The sequence below is a fragment of the Lacrimispora sphenoides JCM 1415 genome, assembly GCF_900105615.1.
Taxonomy (GTDB): domain Bacteria; phylum Bacillota; class Clostridia; order Lachnospirales; family Lachnospiraceae; genus Lacrimispora; species Lacrimispora sphenoides.
Map to the genome: position 1 here is coordinate 3020902 of NZ_LT630003.1, position 18960 is coordinate 3039861.

Annotated in this window: 16 protein-coding genes; all 16 read right to left on the reverse strand. The window is 47.2% G+C overall.

What is annotated here, in order from left to right; genetic code table 11:
• Positions 1-530: 530 nt before the first annotated feature.
• A complete protein-coding gene (locus BMX69_RS13605; RefSeq protein WP_100042624.1) occupies positions 531-2720 on the reverse strand; it encodes a methyl-accepting chemotaxis protein in 2190 nt (729 codons plus the stop codon).
• A gap of 106 nt (positions 2721-2826) precedes the next feature.
• Positions 2827-4701: an ATP-dependent zinc metalloprotease FtsH gene (gene ftsH / locus BMX69_RS13610; protein ID WP_100042625.1), complete on the reverse strand. Its 1875-nt coding sequence runs from the start codon at positions 4699-4701 to the stop codon at positions 2827-2829.
• A 21-nt stretch (positions 4702-4722) separates the two neighbouring features.
• Positions 4723-5226, reverse strand: coding sequence for a flavodoxin family protein BilS (bilS, locus tag BMX69_RS13615; RefSeq protein WP_054790372.1), 504 nt, complete (start codon positions 5224-5226; stop codon positions 4723-4725).
• A 188-nt stretch (positions 5227-5414) separates the two neighbouring features.
• Positions 5415-6692, reverse strand: coding sequence for a glutamate-1-semialdehyde 2,1-aminomutase (gene hemL / locus BMX69_RS13620; protein WP_100042626.1), 1278 nt, complete (start codon positions 6690-6692; stop codon positions 5415-5417).
• Positions 6693-6746: 54 nt separating this feature from the next.
• A complete protein-coding gene (locus tag BMX69_RS13625; protein ID WP_242941262.1) occupies positions 6747-7559 on the reverse strand; it encodes a class I SAM-dependent methyltransferase in 813 nt (270 codons plus the stop codon).
• A 17-nt stretch (positions 7560-7576) separates the two neighbouring features.
• Positions 7577-9082, reverse strand: a complete 1506-nt coding sequence (gene cobA, locus BMX69_RS13630; protein ID WP_100042627.1) for a uroporphyrinogen-III C-methyltransferase — start codon at positions 9080-9082, stop codon at positions 7577-7579.
• Between the two features lie 13 nt (positions 9083-9095).
• Entirely contained in the window at positions 9096-9998 is a 903-nt protein-coding gene (hemC, locus tag BMX69_RS13635; protein ID WP_100042628.1) for a hydroxymethylbilane synthase, read from the reverse strand.
• Positions 9988-10632, reverse strand: coding sequence for a precorrin-2 dehydrogenase/sirohydrochlorin ferrochelatase family protein (locus tag BMX69_RS13640; protein ID WP_242941263.1), 645 nt, complete (start codon positions 10630-10632; stop codon positions 9988-9990). The genes hemC and BMX69_RS13640 overlap by 11 nt, the downstream gene beginning before the upstream one ends.
• Positions 10629-11780: a glutamyl-tRNA reductase gene (gene hemA, locus BMX69_RS13645; protein WP_242941264.1), complete on the reverse strand. Its 1152-nt coding sequence runs from the start codon at positions 11778-11780 to the stop codon at positions 10629-10631. The genes BMX69_RS13640 and hemA overlap by 4 nt, the downstream gene beginning before the upstream one ends.
• A gap of 203 nt (positions 11781-11983) precedes the next feature.
• The gene (locus BMX69_RS13650; protein WP_054790376.1) at positions 11984-13096 is read right to left on the reverse strand and encodes an Ldh family oxidoreductase; all 1113 of its coding nucleotides are present in this window, start codon (positions 13094-13096) and stop codon (positions 11984-11986) included.
• A gap of 97 nt (positions 13097-13193) precedes the next feature.
• A complete protein-coding gene (locus BMX69_RS13655; RefSeq protein ID WP_054790403.1) occupies positions 13194-13751 on the reverse strand; it encodes a Fe-S-containing hydro-lyase in 558 nt (185 codons plus the stop codon).
• 90 nt (positions 13752-13841) lie between these two features.
• Positions 13842-14684 (reverse strand): fumarate hydratase, encoded by an 843-nt coding sequence (locus tag BMX69_RS13660; RefSeq protein WP_100042630.1) that lies wholly within the window; start codon positions 14682-14684, stop codon positions 13842-13844.
• A gap of 113 nt (positions 14685-14797) precedes the next feature.
• Entirely contained in the window at positions 14798-16399 is a 1602-nt protein-coding gene (locus tag BMX69_RS13665) for an FAD-dependent oxidoreductase (RefSeq protein ID WP_100042631.1), read from the reverse strand.
• A gap of 11 nt (positions 16400-16410) precedes the next feature.
• Complete coding sequence (locus BMX69_RS13670) at positions 16411-17085, reverse strand: 4Fe-4S dicluster domain-containing protein (RefSeq protein ID WP_100042632.1); 675 nt, start codon at positions 17083-17085, stop codon at positions 16411-16413.
• Between the two features lie 11 nt (positions 17086-17096).
• Entirely contained in the window at positions 17097-17930 is an 834-nt protein-coding gene (locus BMX69_RS13675) for an FAD/NAD(P)-binding protein (RefSeq protein ID WP_054790377.1), read from the reverse strand.
• On the reverse strand, positions 17923-18960 hold the full coding sequence (locus tag BMX69_RS13680; RefSeq protein WP_330387430.1) for a 4Fe-4S dicluster domain-containing protein: 1038 nt from the start codon (positions 18958-18960) through the stop codon (positions 17923-17925). The genes BMX69_RS13675 and BMX69_RS13680 overlap by 8 nt, the downstream gene beginning before the upstream one ends.

The window sequence follows — 18960 nt, forward strand, 5'->3', positions numbered from 1 at the left end:
CCAGATTCATGGGCTTTACTCTTTAACTGCTTCTCTCCTTACGTGTCCTAAATTTCTTAAGTTGGATCATTTGAATCTAATACAGTCTTTCCTTCTCATGAATTCACTCTTTTTCATAAATGACTTATCATTGCTTCAAAGATTGGCTTTTAACATCGGCAGATTGGTTTTTCTTTTGCTTCACATATTATATAAATGAAGCGTGGCTGCTCTTCCTGGTGGACTGTACCTCCTTCTTTTAGATTTGACTTTCTTTATTTAAATCTTTTTGTTATGGCTTTATTATAACGTACAAGTTTTCTATTGTCAATACTTTTTAATATATTTTTATATATTAATTGTTAATTTTCAAATTGTATATAATTATTTAGAATTTATATGCATTTTTATAATGTTATTATAAAACATCTTGTTGCCTTTATTCGAATATTATATAATGTTTGTATGTCTGCACAAAAAGAAACAGAGTTAAATATCTGTTCGATTTAACTCTGTTTCCACGATCCTTTATGAAATTCATTATGTATCTTTTAGTCTTCTCTTAAGCGGAAGCTCTTTACCAGTTCACGCAAAAGCTGCGCCTGTTGGGATAGTTCCTCACTGGAAGCCGCACTTTCTTCCGCTGCCGCGGCATTGTTCTGAACTACAGAGGATATCCTTCCAAGCTCCTTGGTCACATCTTCCACTGCTCTTGCTTCCTGGGAGGCTATGGTTGAAATGGTATCCACGGAATCCACTGCCAGAGCGGAATCCTCCAACACCTTCATCATGGACTGAACGGTTTCATCCAATATCTCATTGCCCTTTTCCACAGCATTTATGGAATCCCTGATTAATGCTGTGGTATTCTTCGCTGCTTCAGAGCTCTTCGCAGCCAGATTCCGTACCTCACCGGCAACCACTGCGAATCCTCTTCCAGACTCTCCTGCCCTTGCGGCCTCTATTGCAGCATTTAATGCCAGGATATTGGTCTGGAATGCAATATCTTCAATCACCTTGATAATCTTTCCGATCTCACCGGAAGAGACATGAATTTCATTCATGGCATTGGAAAGATTCTGCATGGACATATCGCAGTTTACCACCTCTGTACCGGTCATCTGAACCTGTAAGGAAACTTCTCCGGCTTTTTCTGCCAGACGTCTGACTTTTTCTGCAACCTGGCTGATGGAGCCGGATAGCATTTCAACGGTTCTTTCCTGCTCCTCCGCACCATTTGCTAAAAGCTGGGAACCGCTTGCAACCTGTCCGGAGCTTACCGCTACCTGGGCAGCTGCCTGATTGACTTCATTCATAACCGAATTTAAATTCAAGACGATCTGCTTTACCGCCTTTTCAAGCTGGGAAAAATCTCCCTTAAGGCCCAGTTCCACGTCTAAGTCCAAATGGTTGTTTGCAACTTCATTTAACGTAAAGGAAATTCGGTCTATTACCTCTTTTAAGTTCACTGTCATTCGTTCAAAGGAAGCTGCAACAAGGCCGATCTCATCGTTGGATTCCACATCAATAATGACACTTAAATCCCCTTCTGCGATCTGCCCGGCAGCCGCAACGATCTTATGGATCGGTTTTAACTGCCTTCTTATGATAAATGCAATGATAAAGAGAATAACGATCATGGCTGTGATGGAAATAACGATCATCATGGAAGACATCCGGTCCGCTTCCCGGTTCATATCCCCCGCCTCCACCGCTGTGACGGAATACCAGCTGGAACCATTTAACTGAATTGGCTCAAAGAAATAATAGGTATCTCCTTTTTTGCCTGGATCTACGGCATAAAAGTCGGAGCCAGAGGTAATTCCCGTATTTATCTTCTCTCTGCATGTCCCGCTGTTCACGAAATCAGAAACACTGGTTCCAACGAGACCGCTGCCTGTACTTTCTGAAATGATGGTTCCTGTTTCATTTAAAATGAAGGTTTGCATGCTTGGGTAGGAGGAACCTGCCGTTTTCATCTGGCTGAAGCGGTCCAGATCCACATCAATGGAAACCACACACAGCACCCTGTCGTTAACGATTACAGGCACCGCCATGGTAATGATCATCATTCCATTCGATTCATATGGCAGTGTGATGACCTGAGTCTTTTCTTCCATCACCTTCACAAAATAATCCGCGGAAGAATAATCCTCGTACAGCCCGCAGTCCTTAACCGTCCCATCCTTGCCTGCATACAGGCCATAGCTTCTGGCTGCAGAACTCATGGCATACTGCTCAAACAGAATACCGATTCCTACGATATCTTCGGAATAGAGAACTGAGGACTTGATGGTCGTCATCATATAATCCTCCATTCTCATGCCATAGCTGTCCAGGGTCATATTATCAAATACCTGGCTTTTATACAGCGGCTCAGCCGAAGGGCCTGACTTAATCCTCAGCCCCTGGAGAACCTTTCGGTTAGCCGCTGAATTCTCAAGATAGTACGTAATATTGTCTGATACCTGCCTTGCCTCATCAAGCGTCTGCTGGATCACCTTTCCGTTCTCGGATGCCAGAGTCTTTAACTCCCTGAAAGCGGACTGCTTCATGGCGTTTTTTGTCATTCTGGAGGTAACTCCGATCAAACCCGTAAAAACGACCACCAGCATAATTCCTGCGATGAGTGCAATCCTGGTTGAAAGCTGATATTTTCCTGCCCCTTTCTTCTTTAACCAGGACAACCCTTTGCTACTTAAATCACGACTCCTCCATTTTCTCAAAAACTGTACCTTCATTGCATAATCCCCCTCTGTAAGTTACAACCTTTACGGGAATTATACCATAATCTACCAAAAAGTAAAACGTATTTTCATTTTTTTTGTAACATTTTTACAATTTTTTTTAGCTTTCCTGGGTTCCGGCAGTCTCAAAACCTGCGATCCTCATGAACTCTTCCCCTGTTATGGTTTCCCGTTCCAGGAGATATTCTGCGATCTCATGCAGCTTTGTAACATTTTCCTTAAGAATATGAAAAGCCTTCTGATGCTGTTCCTTTACGATTCTGATCACGGTATCATCGATCTGCTTTGCCGTTTCAGGAGAACAGGCAAGAGTGGTGTCTCCGCCCAGATACTGGTTGGTTACAGTCTCAAGGGCCACCATATCAAACTCATCGCTCATGCCGTAACGGGTCACCATAGCCCTGGCAATTCTGGTAGCCTGTTCGATATCATTGGAAGCGCCGCTGGTGACTGTATCAAATATCAACTCTTCTGCCGCCCTTCCTCCGGTAAAGGTGGCAATCTTGCTTAAGGCAGCCTCCTTTGTCAATAAGTGACGTTCTTCTTCATCCACCTGCATGGTATAGCCGAGGGCGCCGGAAGTTCTTGGAATAATGGTGATCTTATGAACAGGCGCTGAATGGTTCTGGCAGGCAGCAACAAGCGCATGCCCTACCTCATGATAAGCAATGATCTTCCTTTCCCTGGAATTAACAGAAGCATCCTTTTTCTGGTATCCGGCGATTACTACCTCTACGCTTTCCTCCAAGTCTCTCTGAGTTACGGTTTTTCTGCCTAACCGGACTGCCCGGAGCGCCGCCTCATTCACAATATTGGCAAGCTCTGCACCGCTGGACCCGGCCGTGGCAAGTGCGATTCCATGAAAATCCACATCATCGGACAGTTTTACATTTTTACCGTGAACCTTTAATATGGCCTCCCTGCCATTAAGATCGGGAAGCTCCACAGGGATCCTGCGGTCAAAACGGCCCGGCCTTAAAAGAGCTTTATCAAGGGAATCCGGACGGTTGGTGGCTGCCAGTATGACAACGCCTTTTCTTCCGTCAAATCCATCCATCTCAGCCAAGAGCTGGTTTAAGGTCTGTTCCCGTTCGTCGTTTCCTGTGAAGCCGCCACCGTCACGTTTCTTGCCTATGGTATCAATTTCATCGATGAATACAATACAGGGGGCCTTTTCAGTGGCCTGCTTAAATAAGTCCCTGACCTTTGCCGCACCCATACCCACAAACATTTCCACGAATTCAGAGCCAGATATGGAGAAAAACGGCACATGTGCTTCACCTGCTACCGCCCTGGCAAGGAGTGTCTTACCGGTTCCGGGAGGGCCTACTAGAAGGGCACCTTTGGGAAGGGATGCACCGATATCCGCATACTTCTGGGGGTTATGAAGAAAATCCACAATCTCCGTTAAAGCTTCCTTTGCCTCCTCCTGGCCGGCCACATCCCGGAATGTTTTTCCTGTCTCGGATTCCGCATAGATTTTCGGATTGGATTTTCCAAAGCTCATGGCATTGCCGCCGCCCATCTTTTTTTGTATTTGCCCGGATAGAAAATTTCCCAGGAACACAAAGATCAAAATGGGAATGATCCAGGTAAGCAAAATGGAAAGCAAGGGGGACATTTGCTCTACAATCGCCTTTTCAAAAGAAACATCATGGGCTATCAGCCTTTCGGTAAGTGTATCATCCGGCCACAGTCCGGTCTTATATACATCGTACACAGGCTTGCCTTCCCAGTCCTTCTTTCCGGTATCTGATTTAAACTGGATCTCTGTTTCTGTCTTTGCAACTGCCTGAACTTTCCCCTGGTCTACCATCTCCAGAAACGTGCTGTAGGGAACCTCAGTCACGGATTTGGACTGAATCCATGGAACCGTCAATGCATTGAACAATATCATGACTAATAAAACGATTACATAGTAAAAAATAAACGGTTTTTTCTGCTTATTTTGTGTATTATCATCTTTCAAACCCATAATACTCCTCCTTTTCTTTTGTTACTCCTTAAGAACCGATTTTACAAATTCTTCCGCGTCCTTAAAATCCTGTTCATTGGGATGCAGCATCCCATCCTCATATGCGGATATCATGGCTCTGATCTGAGGAGTGTCGTGAATCGCCTGCATTTGCCTGTATTTTTCTAAAATCTGGGGAGCCATCTTTCCTCCGCACATAAAACAGCCAAGATATTCATTATCATCAGGAAGGAATACAGCCACCTGCTTTTCCACCTGTTTATAATATTCTTTATTTCCGGAAAGCCCGCAGGTTCCAAACAAGGCAACCCGTTTGCCGTGGAGATCCGAAAGAAAGTCAAGCACTTCCGTTTTACAGGTTCCCCGGTTATTCCAGAAACCTACAAAATACGTATCCGCTTCTTCTCCATGAAGTTCCTCCAGACTGACAATATCCTTGGATTTTCCAGGAAGGGTTTTAAAAATTTTCATGGCAACCTTCTGGGTATTTCCAGTATTACTTGTATATACAACTAAATAGTCCATACATTCAGCCTCCTATGAGATTAAAATATACCAAATCTAGCTATTTATCAAGAGATTGCGGAAAATGTTAATACAATTTATGTAACTTTTAGAATCTATATGGCAAAATGCACGGTTATTTCCTTAAAATTTGAAAAAGCTTTGGAACTGCTGACACCCAGCCATTCCAAAGCTATATTTTACCATTCTTAAGAAATAATTCCGGCTGCATCCTTTATGATGCTGCAGGTTTTTTCAATATCCTCATCTGTATGTGCCGCAGAAAGAAACAAAATTTCAAACTGGGAAGGAGCCGTGTAAATGCCGTGCTCCAAAAGATAATGAAAATAGGTTCCATACTTAACCGTGTCCGAAGCCAGAGCTGTATCAAAATCCACCACCTGGTCTTTTGTGAAAAATACGCTGAAAAGAGAGCCTGCCTGATTCACCCAGGTTTCCGGAAGCGTTTCCTTAAGAGTTTTCACAAGCTTTCCGGCCTTTTCTTCCAGAGAAGAATAGATTCCCGGCTGCTCCATTAAGGTCCTGATGGTAGCGATTCCAGCTGTCGTTGCAATGGGATTGCCGGAAAGGGTTCCTGCCTGATATACCTTCCCCAAAGGAGAAACCACCTCCATGATCTCTTTCCTTCCACCATACACTCCCATCGGCATTCCACCGCCTGCGATCTTTCCGAGGGCTGTCATATCAGGAGTAACACCGTAATATCCCTGTGCGCCTCCAAGCCCCATACGAAATCCGGTAATGACCTCATCAAAGATGAGAACCGCTCCATACTTTGCCGTAATTTCCCTTAAAAATCCCAAAAAGCCGGGCTTTGGCGGAACGAGCCCCATATTGGCTGCCACCGGCTCCACCACTAGTGCTCCGATGTCATCGGGAAATTCTGAAAACAGCTTTTTGACGGAATCCTCATCATTATATCTGGCTAACAATGTGTGCTGGGTATAGGAAGCCGGTACACCGGCACTGTCCGGTGCAGATTCTGTCAGGGCACCGGAACCAGCCTTAACTAAAAGTCCGTCGGAATGTCCATGATAGCAGCCAATAAACTTTATGATCTTATCCCTTCCCGTATAGCCTCTTGCCGCGCGGATCGCACTCATGACCGCTTCTGTTCCGGAGCTTACCATACGCATCATCTCCATGGAAGGAATACACTCCCTGATCAGTGTACCCAGAACCAGCTCCTTTCTGGTAGGCGCGCCAAAAGATAAGCCGTAAAGACAGGCCTCTCTCACTGCTTCCACCACAGGCCCGCAGGCATGCCCAAGAATGGATGGCCCCCATGAATTCACGTAATCAATGTATTCATTTCCATCCTCATCGAAAATATGAGAGCCTGACGCCCGTTTTACAAAGACCGGTACTCCTCCCACGGAGCCAAAAGCACGAACCGGGCTGTTGACCCCGCCCGGGAAATACTCTCTTGATTTTTCAAATAATGTTTTAGATTCTTCTATTTTCATTCTAACTGACTCCTTTTCAATCCGTAAGATAGCTTCCGTTTCTTGTTAAATTGATCATTTAATACCCAGGCGCATGCGATAACAGAAGTCCGCTTCCATCGTCTCACCGGCGAATACACACTGTATCGTCTCAATGTATTCATCCAGAGCACTCTTAATTAAATCCGGCTTATGTTTGATGATGCTTTGGAGTCCGCTTTGGCTTAACGTCATTCTGATAAATCTTTTGGCATCACAGGATTCCCTGTTTGCAAAAACAATTTCTCTTTGATAACGAAAGTAACCGCTATTTTTGATATTGGACAGATGTTTATTTTTATCCCATCTTATATAATCATCTTTCAAATCCTTATGTTCTTCCTCCAGGCAGCTGACTTTATAAAATAGCTGCTTGTGGGCAAGCTCCGCTTCCCATTTGCAGACAGGCGGCCAGTCGTAATCGACCGCAGCAAATATGCCGCCGGACTTTAGTATGCGGTTTACTTCTGCCAGAGTTAATGCAGGGTTCATCCAATGAAAAGACTGGGAACAGATAACAACATCAGCATAATCGCTGCTTAAACCTGTCTCATGGGCGAACGCTTTCTTAAATGAAATGTTTTTATCTGATTTCTTATTGGCAGCCAGGAACATATCATCACTTGGTTCAATACCGATTATGGCGTTGCAATGGTTTTTCCATGCAGTTGTTGATAAGCCCGAACCGCAGCCTAAGTCAACTACAATATTTGCCTTCTTATTTAAATATCTTGTTATGATCTCGATCGGATATTCTGGCATTTCCGGCCTTGTCTGATCATAGACATCCGCAAATCCTAAAAACCGATCCTTATTCTTCATTTCCACATTCTTTATTGATGGATCCAATGAATCATCTCCTATTCCTATTTCCAATCCCGGCAAATGGCTTCCGTTAACCCCTGGATGCTGTAAACCCCGGCGATGATATCTGCCTTTCTCCCATGCCCTAAAAGGGCTTTCGCTGTTATGTCCCCGATGCAGACCACTTTGAGGCCTGCCAGGGCTTCCTTTATTTCCTCATTTGCCTCCCGGAAAAAAGCCTCTACACCGGAAGCGCTTGAAAAGGTCAGATAGTCCAAATGCGTTAAGGCTTCCGTCCTTTTTTCCGTCTCCAGGCCTGCCAGGGCCACATCATAGAGCACGATGTCATCATAAGAGACTCCGGTTTCATCAAGAATCTCATTCAATTCCTTGGAGCCGCCTGAGGATCTGGGGATCAAAAGCCTGTCTTCACCGGAAATCAAGCCTTTTAAGCCTTCCGCCAGATCCTGTACCTGATATTTCTCTGGTAGGTAATCTGCAGAAAAGCCGTGCCTCAGCAGTTCATCGGCCGTTCCCCTTCCGACCGCGGCAAATTTCACATGACCCACCGACCGGAAATCATGCCCACATTCCAAAAGCCCATGGAAAAATTCTCTTACTCCATTGGCGCTGGTAAATACAATCCATGTGTAGGACGGCATCTTTTCATATGCTTCCATCATTTCTACTCCCTTTCGGTAGGACTCGATCAAAAGGCTCAGTATGCATTCCGAAGCTCCCCCAAGAGATTCCAGCTGTTTCCTCAGCCTTCCTGTAAAGGTGTCCGTTCCTGTTACTCCGATCCGGCACCCCATAAGGGGCTGTTTTGACGTAGAAGAAAAATCAAGGGAAGCCACTTCTCCAACCACAAGGATAGCAGGACTTTCTATTCCAGCCGCCAGCACCTTTTCCTCAATATTTTCTATGGTCCCGCGTATGGTTTTCTCTCCGGGAAGAGTTCCGTTTTGAATAACCGCAGCAGGTGTCTCCCCTGGTTTTCCCTGGTTTAAAAGGCCCTTTACGATGAGAGATAAGTTCCCAAGTCCCATAAGAAAAATCAATGTGCCGGAAAGCCTGGCAAATTCATCAAAATCAGGAGGAAGCGTTCCTTCCTTTGAGAGAGTGTGTCCGGTCATGACGTGAAAGCTTCTGCTAAGCGCCCGGTGGGTCACCGGGATCCCGGCACTTGCAAGGGCGGCGACCGCAGAGGTAACTCCAGAAACCACCTCATAAGGGATCCCTGCCTCAGAAAGAGCCATGATCTCTTCTCCACCCCGTCCAAATACAAAAGGATCACCGCCCTTTAGCCTCACAACTGCAAGACCTTCCCTTGCCAGCTCTACCAGAAGCTGATTAATCTCCTCCTGCTTCATGGAATGGCGCCCGGCCCGTTTTCCTACATAAATCTTCCGGCATTGGTCAGGTACCTCATCAAGAAGGCGTGGAGAAAGAAGGGAATCATAAACCACTGCGTTACACACCCGCAGCCTTGACAACCCTTTTTCCGTAATAAGCCCCGGGTCTCCCGGACCAGCCCCTACCAGATAGACGACTCCTGTTTCCTTCATAGCATCCTCCTTATTACGCAAGGCCATCGGCGGCCTGCCGCGCCAGCCTGTCAAGTTCCCCGGTTCCTCCCCAAAGATGGATCCGCTTGATTTCTTCCCCTCTCCTGCTGATTCCAAGAACCTCCATATCCCCGCCTCTCAGTCTGGAATACACGCCGATGGGTTCATGACAGCCGGCATTTAAATGCCTTAATATGTTCCGTTCTAAAGAAAGGCACATCCTGGCTTCTTCATCCTCAATATGCTTTACCACCGCTTCAAGACCGGAATCCAGCCGTCCTTCCACCGCAAGTATCCCCTGGCCTCCAGCCGGAATAAAGGTCTCACAATCAAAACAATGGTAATCATACCGGCTGTCTTCCCAAAGTCCCAGACGCTTTAATCCGGCAGCCGCCAATAGAATGCCGTCATAAGAGCCTTCCATGAGTTTTGAAAGTCTGGTCTGTACATTTCCCCTTAAATTCTCGCAGCGAACCAAAGCCCTCGGCCACATGGCCGTTCCAATCTCTTCTATCTGAATCTTCCTTCTTAAGCTGGAGGTTCCGATTATGATTTCCTTTTTTCCGGAAAGGTCACTTAAAGCAGGTGTCACCAGAACATCCCTGGGATCTCCCCGCTCCAGAACTGCCACAATTCCCAGCCCTTCTTCCAGCTCCATGGGCAGATCCTTGGCACTGTGAACTGCAAAATCAATCTCTCCCCGCAAAAGGGCCTGCTCAAATTCCGTCACAAATACGCCCTTTCCTCCAAATTCCAAAAGCGGCTTATCAAGAATCCAGTCCCCTTCCGTCTGCTTTAACACCAGTTCTGCCGATAAGCCGTTACCTGCCTTTTTAAGAGCCTCTGCTACCAGATTTGCCTGGGCCACGGCCAAAGCACTTCTTCTTGTTCCAATACGAATGGTATTACTTTTCATGCTCCGCCAGTTTCCTTTCTATCAGTTCATCTGCCTGTTCTCTGGTATAATCTCCCTGGCGGATTCCCTCCTCTGTCATAGTTTTAAATATTGACCTTCTGACAGGGAGGGAGTCCACCCCTTCTCTTACCATATCCCTGTATGAGCCAAGCTGCTTTGCCAGGCCGCCAAGTCCCCCAGGTATGGCTTCTTTAAGGGTTTCTTTTAAATACCGGGCAAGGGCCGGAGAGCTTCCGCCTGTGGTAATCCCCACCGTGATCTCTCCATCTTTAATAAGAGCCGGAAAAATAAAGCTGCATTCCTCCTGGTTGTCCGCCACATTGACCGGAATCTTCTCTTCCCTGCACCAGATGGATATCTGCCTGTTTAATTCTTCATCTGAAGTTGCCGCTATTACAAAATCCATTTTCTCCAGGTCAGATTCTGCAAATTCCCGGCACCACCATGTGAGTCTTCCCTTGCTTTCTTTTATCAGCCGTTCCAATTCGGGAATCACTTGCGGAGCCACAACTATCATATCAGGACCATAATCCATAAGTGTCAGAGCCTTGCGGCAGGCGACCGATCCTCCGCCTGCGATCAGGCATCTTTTCCCTTCAATATCAACAAAAAACGGGAAATAAGCCACGGTCATCCCTCCTTAATCCAGCGTTCTAAACCATCCAGGGTTTTAAGTACCACCTTTAATTCTTCACTGGTAACATGGTCCCTGACCTCAAAGAGAAGGGTATCCAGACGTTTTCCCGCAAATGCTTCCTTAAGTTCTTCCATTCTCCGGATGTATGGATGGAACACCACCTCCTTGATGGCCCCATCTAAGTCCTCTTCCATGATTACGTTTGCCCGGTCCAATTCCTTTCGTTTAATTTCCGTGTTGTTTTTTGAAAGTGTTTCAAAATAGTCGATGTTATAAAGAGTCAGCCCTTCCATTTCTTCAATCTCAGGGTCCATGTCCACAGGAACTGCCACATCCATGAACAGCCGTTTTTTCCCGGGAGTCACTTGCTCTGACAGTTCTTCACAGGTCACGGTGTAATGGGGGCCGGAAGTGGCACTGATGACAATATCCATCTCATCCATATACTGATAGCGGTCCCTGTAATCCACGACCTTCACCCTGTCCCCCTTTACCTCAAAAGTCAGATCGGACTTATGGCTTCTGACCGTGCCGGTGACATGGATTCCGGGCTTGCTTAAAATATTTTTTGTTATAATATTCCCCATTTTACCGGTCATGCCGATCACCATCACATTCTTATCACCGCCCTCTTTTTCAAAGCGGAACACCTCATTGGCTACAAGAGTTGCAACGGATAGGGGCGTTCTGGATAAATTGGTATCCGTCTTGATCCGTTTGGCACAGGCAAACGCCCTTTGGAACAGCACATTCATTTCGTAATCCACTGCCCCCTGGTCTTTCGACATCTCATAGGCGCCCTTTACCTGCCCTAAAATCTCGTCTTCTCCCAGCACCATGGAATCGAACCCACAGGCCACTTTAAACAAGTGCCCTATGGCGCTTTCCCCGCCATAGATATTTAGATATTTCAGCAGTTCTTCCAGTCTGATTCCTTTAAAATCAGCAGCCTCCCGCTGAAGTTCCCCAATTGCATGCTTTGTTCCTGAAACATAAACCTCACTGCGGTTACAGGTGCAAAGCACAACTACACCGGTCACCGCTTTCTTCTTCATAAGCCGTTCTATAAACTCCGTCTTCTCATTTTCATGAAAGGCGAATTGTTCCCGGATATTCACAGTAGCCTTTTTATGGCTTATACTCATACAATACATCATTTTTCCAGCTTTCTTAGCGTTAGAATCAGTTCATAAAAACTCCTATCTATTCTAACATAAGAAGACAGAAAAGAGCAACCGGACATTCCAGGGCTCATAGGATTAAGCGAAAATGCCCCCTTCCAGGCAAACGGGTGTTATTATTACACTCGTCTGCCTGGAAGGGGGCATATCAAAAATGGCAATACTTTTTATTCAAATGGGAACCGGTACTGGCTCAGTGCCAGTTCATCCCTGATCTTAATAAGCTCTTTCTGAACTGCATCATTGATCGGCACACCGCTGTTTTTGCGTTCCTGCCATACCAGATACTCTTTCTCACCTGCCGTATAAATGTGGTCTTCCCCTGGAGCTTTGACAGAACCGCGAAGATCCCGGAGAATATCGCCGCATGTCTTTTTAAAGGAATCCAGGCCCATAAAGGCTTCCGTATCAATGGCAATGAAGAAGTGGCCTAAGTGGAAGGGAATCTTTTCTCCCTGTTCTCCAATGCCGGTTAAGGCTCTTAAGAAATTTCCCTGCTGCAAAGCTGCGGAAAGAATTTCAACTACAGTGGCATAGCCATATCCCTTGTAGCCTGCCAGTTCTTCACCGATTCCGCCTAAAGGTGCAAGGGCTGCTTTTCCTGTATTTAAGTCAGAAAGAATCTGATCTGAATTCGTCTGAGGCTGCCCGTCCCGTCCGATTACCATACCGGAAGGAGTGGACTTTCCGATACGGGAATAGTATTCGATCCTGCCTCTCTGGGTAATGGAAGTCGCACAGTCCAGCACAAAGGGGAATTCCTCATCCGTAGGCATACCAAAGGTAAGAGGATTCGTTCCCAGCATATTTTCCACGCCAAAAGTAGGAGCAATGGAAGGCCTTGCGTTGGTTCCCGTAATTCCGATACAGCCTGCCTGGGAAGCCATGGTTGCATAATAGCCTGCAATGCCGTAATGGGTGGAATTGCGGGCAACCACCATGCCCATGCCATATTCTTTGGCTTTCTCGATGGCCATATTCATGGATTTTACACCGATTACCTGGCCCATGCCGTCATGGCCGTCCACAACCGCTGTGGTTCTTGTTTCCTTTACTATCTCAAAATTTGTCACCGGGTTCTGGATTCCCGCTTTGATACGGTCCAGATAAATGGGTTTAAAGCGGTTTACCCCATGAGATTCAATACCCCTCTTGTCAGACTCCAGCAATACATCCGCACAGACTTTTGCGTCTTCTTCCGGAATCCCATACCCCTTAAATGCATCCACTACAAAATCCGTAATTGTCTTCCAATCCACAATGTTTGTTTTGGTTCCCATAATTACCTCCTGTATTTTATAATTTATTTAAAAACATTGGCTCCCATTTGAGGAAACCGCTGCTTTTTCATCAAAAGGCTGCTGCGTTTCACTCCAATTACTTTCTTGACTTTAAATAAGCATTCTTCCCCTCTTCATAGAGATTATTTCCTTCGCAGTCGATAACAACCACCAAAGGCATTTCTTCTACGTAAAGTCTGCACAAAGCTTCTGCTCCCAAATCCTCATAAGCGATGGGTTCCAGCTTTTTGATGCATTTGGCAAGCAACGCTCCTGCTCCCCCGATGGCGCCAAAGTAAACACCGTCATACTTTTTTATGGCTTCCACCACATCCGGCTGCCTGGCTCCTTTTCCGATCATTCCCCTGGCTCCTACGGACATCATTGTGGGAGCATAGGCGTCCATCCGGCCGCTGGTAGTAGGTCCTGCAGACCCGATTACCTGGCCCGGCTTTGCAGGCGTGGGGCCCACATAGTAAATCGTGGCATCCATGGGATCAAAGGGCAGCTTTTCGCCTTTTGCCAGGGTCTCACACATACGCTTATGCCCGGCGTCCCTGGAAGTGTAGATATCACCGGTCAGATAAACCGTATCTCCTGCGTGAAGGGTTTTAGACAATTCTCTTGTCAAAGGCAGTGTAATATGCTTTATCATTTTTATCTCCAATCCGCCGCTGACGCATACGGCACGAAAAAGTAAGGAAAAGCGGCGTGCGTCTTTCACCGTTTGAGTCTTTCAAAGACATTAGACTACTTCCGTTTTATGGCGTGTCACATGACAGTTGATATTGATGGCACAGGGCATGCCTGCGATATGGGTAGGCATGGTTTCAATGTTCACCCCAATGGCAGTGGTCTTACCGCCAAAGCCCTGAGGGCCGATTCCCAGGAGGTTGATCTTCTCCAGCATTTCTTTTTCCAGATCTGCATAGTAAGGATCCGGATGAGAGGAATCCAAATCTCTCATCAAAGCCTTTTTCGCCAAGAGAGCTGCCTTGTCAAAGCTGCCTCCTATCCCTACACCCACTACGATGGGAGGACAGGGATTGGGGCCTGCTGCGGATACGGTTTCCAGAATAAAATCCTTGATTCCCTGGAGTCCTGCAGAGGGCTTAAACATGCGGAGTGCACTCATATTCTCGCTACCAAAGCCCTTGGGTCCCACCGTAATTTTCACCTGGTCTCCCGGAACGATTTCCGTATAGATTAAAGCCGGAGTGTTATCACCTGTATTTCCCCGCCTTACCGGATCTTTTACAACAGACTTTCTTAAAAATCCCTTTTCGTAGCCTCTGCGCACGCCTTCATTGATTGCTTCGGTCAAATCCCCGCCGGTCAAGTGGACATCCTGGCCGATCTCCAGAAAAACACAGGCCATGCCCGTATCCTGACAGATGGGAACATCTTCCCTTTCTGCGATTTCAAAGTTCTCGATAATATTGTCAAGAACCCCGGCGGCAATGTCCCAGTCCTCACAGGCGCGGCAGGTTTTGATCGCCTTCTTCACGTCTTCCGGTAAGTACTGATTTGCATCAATGCACAGCTTTTCTACTACGTCGATCAATGTCTTTACTGATATTTCTCTCATTTTTCCTCCTTCTTGCCCATGCTTTTTGGGCAGAGCCTGCCCAAGGGTAAGCGCCCCTCTAAAGCGCGAATCCCGAGGGCATATAGGTATCCCCGCAGGGGGCTTCCTCCTCCTTATAGCTGCCCCGCTGTTCTGGCATACTTTGGCAAAAGCAGCGGGGAAATATTATCCGTAACAATACCGGCCCTTCGACACTCCTCTTCCATCTCTCTTATATGTGACAAAGTCAGCTTCCCTGTTTGTATGTTTATCACGCGTCTGGCCGCACATATTCCGGCATTGCGGCCAAAAACAATAATATCCAGAAGAGAATTCCCCATCAGCCGGTTCCTGCCGTGAATCCCTCCCACCGCTTCTCCTGCCACATATAAGTTCTCTATGGTGCTCTGGCAATCCGCTCCGATCTCGATTCCGCCGTTTTGATAGTGGAGGGTAGGATAGATCAATATAGGGGTTTTCCTCATATCGATATCATATTTTAAATACATTCGCAGCATTCCGGGAAGACGCTTTTCCAGAGTTCCTTTCCCATGAATCAAATCGATCATGGGAGTATCCAGCCAGATCCCCTTCCCAAGAGGAGTGACAACCCCTTTCCCGTTTGCGCACTCTCTGATAATGGAGGCTGCGGACACATCTCTGGTCTCCAATGGGTGCATGAAAGCCTCTCCCCCCGCATTGACTAACATGGCGCCTAAGGAACGGACCTTTTCCGTGACCAAAGCCCCATAAATCTGCTCCGGAAAAGCAACCCCCGTGGGATGGTACTGAAGGGTGTCCTGATAGAGAAGCTTTGCCCCTGCCCGGTAAGCTAAAACCAGGCCGTCGGCCGTGGCCCCGTAGTGGTTGGAGGTGGGAAATCCCTGATAGTGGAGCCGTCCGGCTCCCCCTGTGGCCAGGATTACGGTTTTTGCCCTGGCTGTCAGAAGCTCTCCTGTTTCCATATTCATAAGAACTGCTCCCGCCGCTCTTCCCTCCTCATCTAAAATGAGTTCAATGGCAGAGGTATAATCAGCTAAGGAAACCGGGAGGTTTAATACTTCATCCCGGAGCACTCTCATGATTTCCGCACCCGTGTAGTCAGCCGCAGCGTGCATTCGCTTTCTGGAGGTACCGCCGCCGTGTGTGGTGATCATGTTTCCGTCTTTGTCCTTATCAAACATCACTCCCAGCTCATTTAACCATTTAAGGGCTCCCGGAGCTTCCATGACCAGCTTTTTCAAAAGCTGTGGCCGGTTGGCGAAATGTCCCCCTCCCAAGGCGTCTAAGTAGTGGATCTGTGGGGAATCATTCTCTTTGTCTGCAGCCTGGATCCCGCCTTCCGCCATCATGGTGTTGGCATCCCCCAGGCGGAGCTTCGTGACGATCAATACCTCTGCCCCTGCCTTGGAAGCCTCAATGGCAGCTGCACAGCCTGCTCCCCCTCCTCCGATGATCAGAACATCTGTATCGTAATCCGGAGATGATAAATCCACGTCAGTGTCTTTGATCCGGCTCCTGGCCTGCAAAAGGACTCCCAGTTCCCTGGGCACTTTTTCTCCCTTATTGGGGCCTGCCTTCAGTGTGACAAACTCTTCCTCTTTATAATCCGGGTGATAGGCTTTCAGCAGCTTTTCCTTTTCCTCGGCCGTCATTCTCCTGGGCTCAGTCTCCATCCGCTCTTTTCTGGTGGCCTCGACCTTTTTTACGGAATCCATCATCTTGGCTGTAAACATGTCTATTCCTCCTACTTTTCGATTTCCCTGGTATTATAAAGGTTTTTCAGTTCTTCCAGGGGTTTTGCCATGATCGCTTCGATCAGCTCCGTAAAATCACCAGCCTCTACCTCTCTTACCCGGTTGGTTAAGTGCCTTGCCTCCGGAGCCAGATATTTTCCGGTGATCCGTCTGGCTAAAAGTCCCACCTGGGGATGGGAAATTCCGGCCGGGCACCTGGAAGAACAGATTCCGCACATCACACAGTCAAAGGACTCTTCGGCACACTTTTCCAATTCCCCTCTCTGGGCATATGCGATGTACTGCATGGTATCAAGACCCTGGGGACAGCTCTTGGTACAGGCTGCACACCCGATACACTTGTAGATTTCCGGATACAGCTCCATCATGACCTGTTCGTTGACTGAAACCTTGCTTATGTCATAAACCTCTTTTACTAGAGGAAAAAAGGGAAGGGTTGCTACATACATATTTTCCCGGACCTGGGTCTGGCAGGCCAGGCAGGTCTTTAATTCCCTGTCTCCCTTGATACGGTAAATCGTTGCACAGGCTCCGCAGAAACCACACCTGCAGCCGCAACCCCGCACAAGCTGGTATCCTGCGTATTCCATTGCTCCCATTATGGTTAAATTGGACGGAACCATATATTTTTTACCGAACAGATAAACAGTAATCATATCATTCATTGGTCAACCTCCTAATATTCAGAGGGCAGGACGCCCAATTCATCATAACGGAACACCGGTCCATCCTTACAGACGTACTTAGAGCCTATGTTGCAGCGTCCGCATTTTCCCACTCCGCATTTCATCTTAAGTTCCATGGTCGTATAGATTTCAGTACTGGCAAATCCCATTTCTTCCAGTGCCTGAAGCACAAATTTTATCATAACAGGCGGGCCGCAGACCAAAGCGGTTCTGTCGTTTGAAAACTTCAGTTCCCTGACATAATCAGGCACAAAGGCCACGTTTCCTTCCCAGCCTTCTTCCGCACGGTCAATGGTCAGATGCACTCGGAAGCCCTCCACCTTTGACCAGTCTTTCCTCATTTCTTCTAAATCCACCAGATCCTCTGCCGAACGGGCTCCGTAAACAATGTCTACCAAGCCGTAATCCGCCCGGTTATCAATGACGTAATGAATCACAGACCGCAAGGGTGCGATTCCGATCCCTCCGGCGATAAAGAGCAGGTTCTTTCCTTTTAAATCCGTATCAACGGGAAAGTAATTGCCATATGGTCCACGCAGTGCAATTTCCTGCCCCTCTTCCATCTGGTGGAGCCAGTCGGTGAGGCAGCCGCACTTTTTAATGGAAAACTCCATGTAATCCCGGTTGGTTGGTGAGGAAGTGATGGAAAACATGGCTTCCCCAACTCCCGGAATAGAAAGCATGGCACATTGTCCCGGCATATGTTCAAAGGGTTTTCTGCCCTCTGACCCATTTACGCGGAAGGTTTTCACATCCGGTGTATCTCTTCTTACATCTGTAATCACGCCGATTCCCGGGATCAATACATTGGTTCTGTTACTCATCGTTTCCTCCTTCGGCGTCTGACTCTCCAAGAGCTTTTATCACTCTGACAATATTTAAGGAAGACGGACATTTGCGCAGACACCTTCCACAGCCCACACAGGAATATACTCCGCCGTTGTTTTCCGGAAAATATACCAGCTTATGCATGAATCTCTGACGGAACCGCTGCATTTGGCTGTTTCTGTTATTCCCATGGGACATCTCCGTAAAACCCGGATACATGCAGGAATCCCAACAGCGGAACTTCCTGATTTCATGGCCTGCGTCGTAGTCGCATATATCATAGCACTGGCAGGTAGGGCATACAAACGTGCAGATCCCGCAGCCCAGGCAGGTGTCGGATAAGGTTTCCCATTGTTCCGACTCAAACAAATCCATAGAGGAATCCGGATGCTCAAACCGTCCCAGACTCAAATTCTTAAGGGGCAGAGCTTCCAGCTTTTTCCGGATCTTTGCTTTCTGCTCTTCTGCTTTTTTACGGTCCCCCTCCTCAAACAAACCTTCGACTAATTCCGTTAATGCCTCTCCCTTTTCGGTCAGGCTTTTCCAGTAAATTTCTCCGTCTGCGATCCAGACGGACACATCCCCTCCCGGCCAGGCAGGATCGATGCCAAAGGTTTGGCAAAAGCAGGTATCTTCCGGATTCTCACAGGCCAGAGCCACCACATATCCATTCCTTCTTTTGGACTCATAGCAGGAATCGCAGGGCGAGCTTAGGAATACCCGGTCCAGGATCTCAAAGCTTCTCCGGTCGCAGGCTCTTACACCAAAATAAACAGAGCTTATTTCCTCCGCCTCTTCGGGAACGATGGAAAGACTACCCTCTTCTCTCCGGGAGCGGTATAAAGTTTCTGACTGGGGAAAGAAAAAGGACTTGGGGGCATGATCTGTCAAAAGAGTATCAAGACATACGGTATCTCCCTCTTTCCATGGAAAGAACGAGACACTTCCCGCCTTTTCCATGGGAGCAAATACCTGGTGCTCCTTTGAAAGTTCCAGTAAAAGCTGGTCAAGATGTTTCAATGGCAT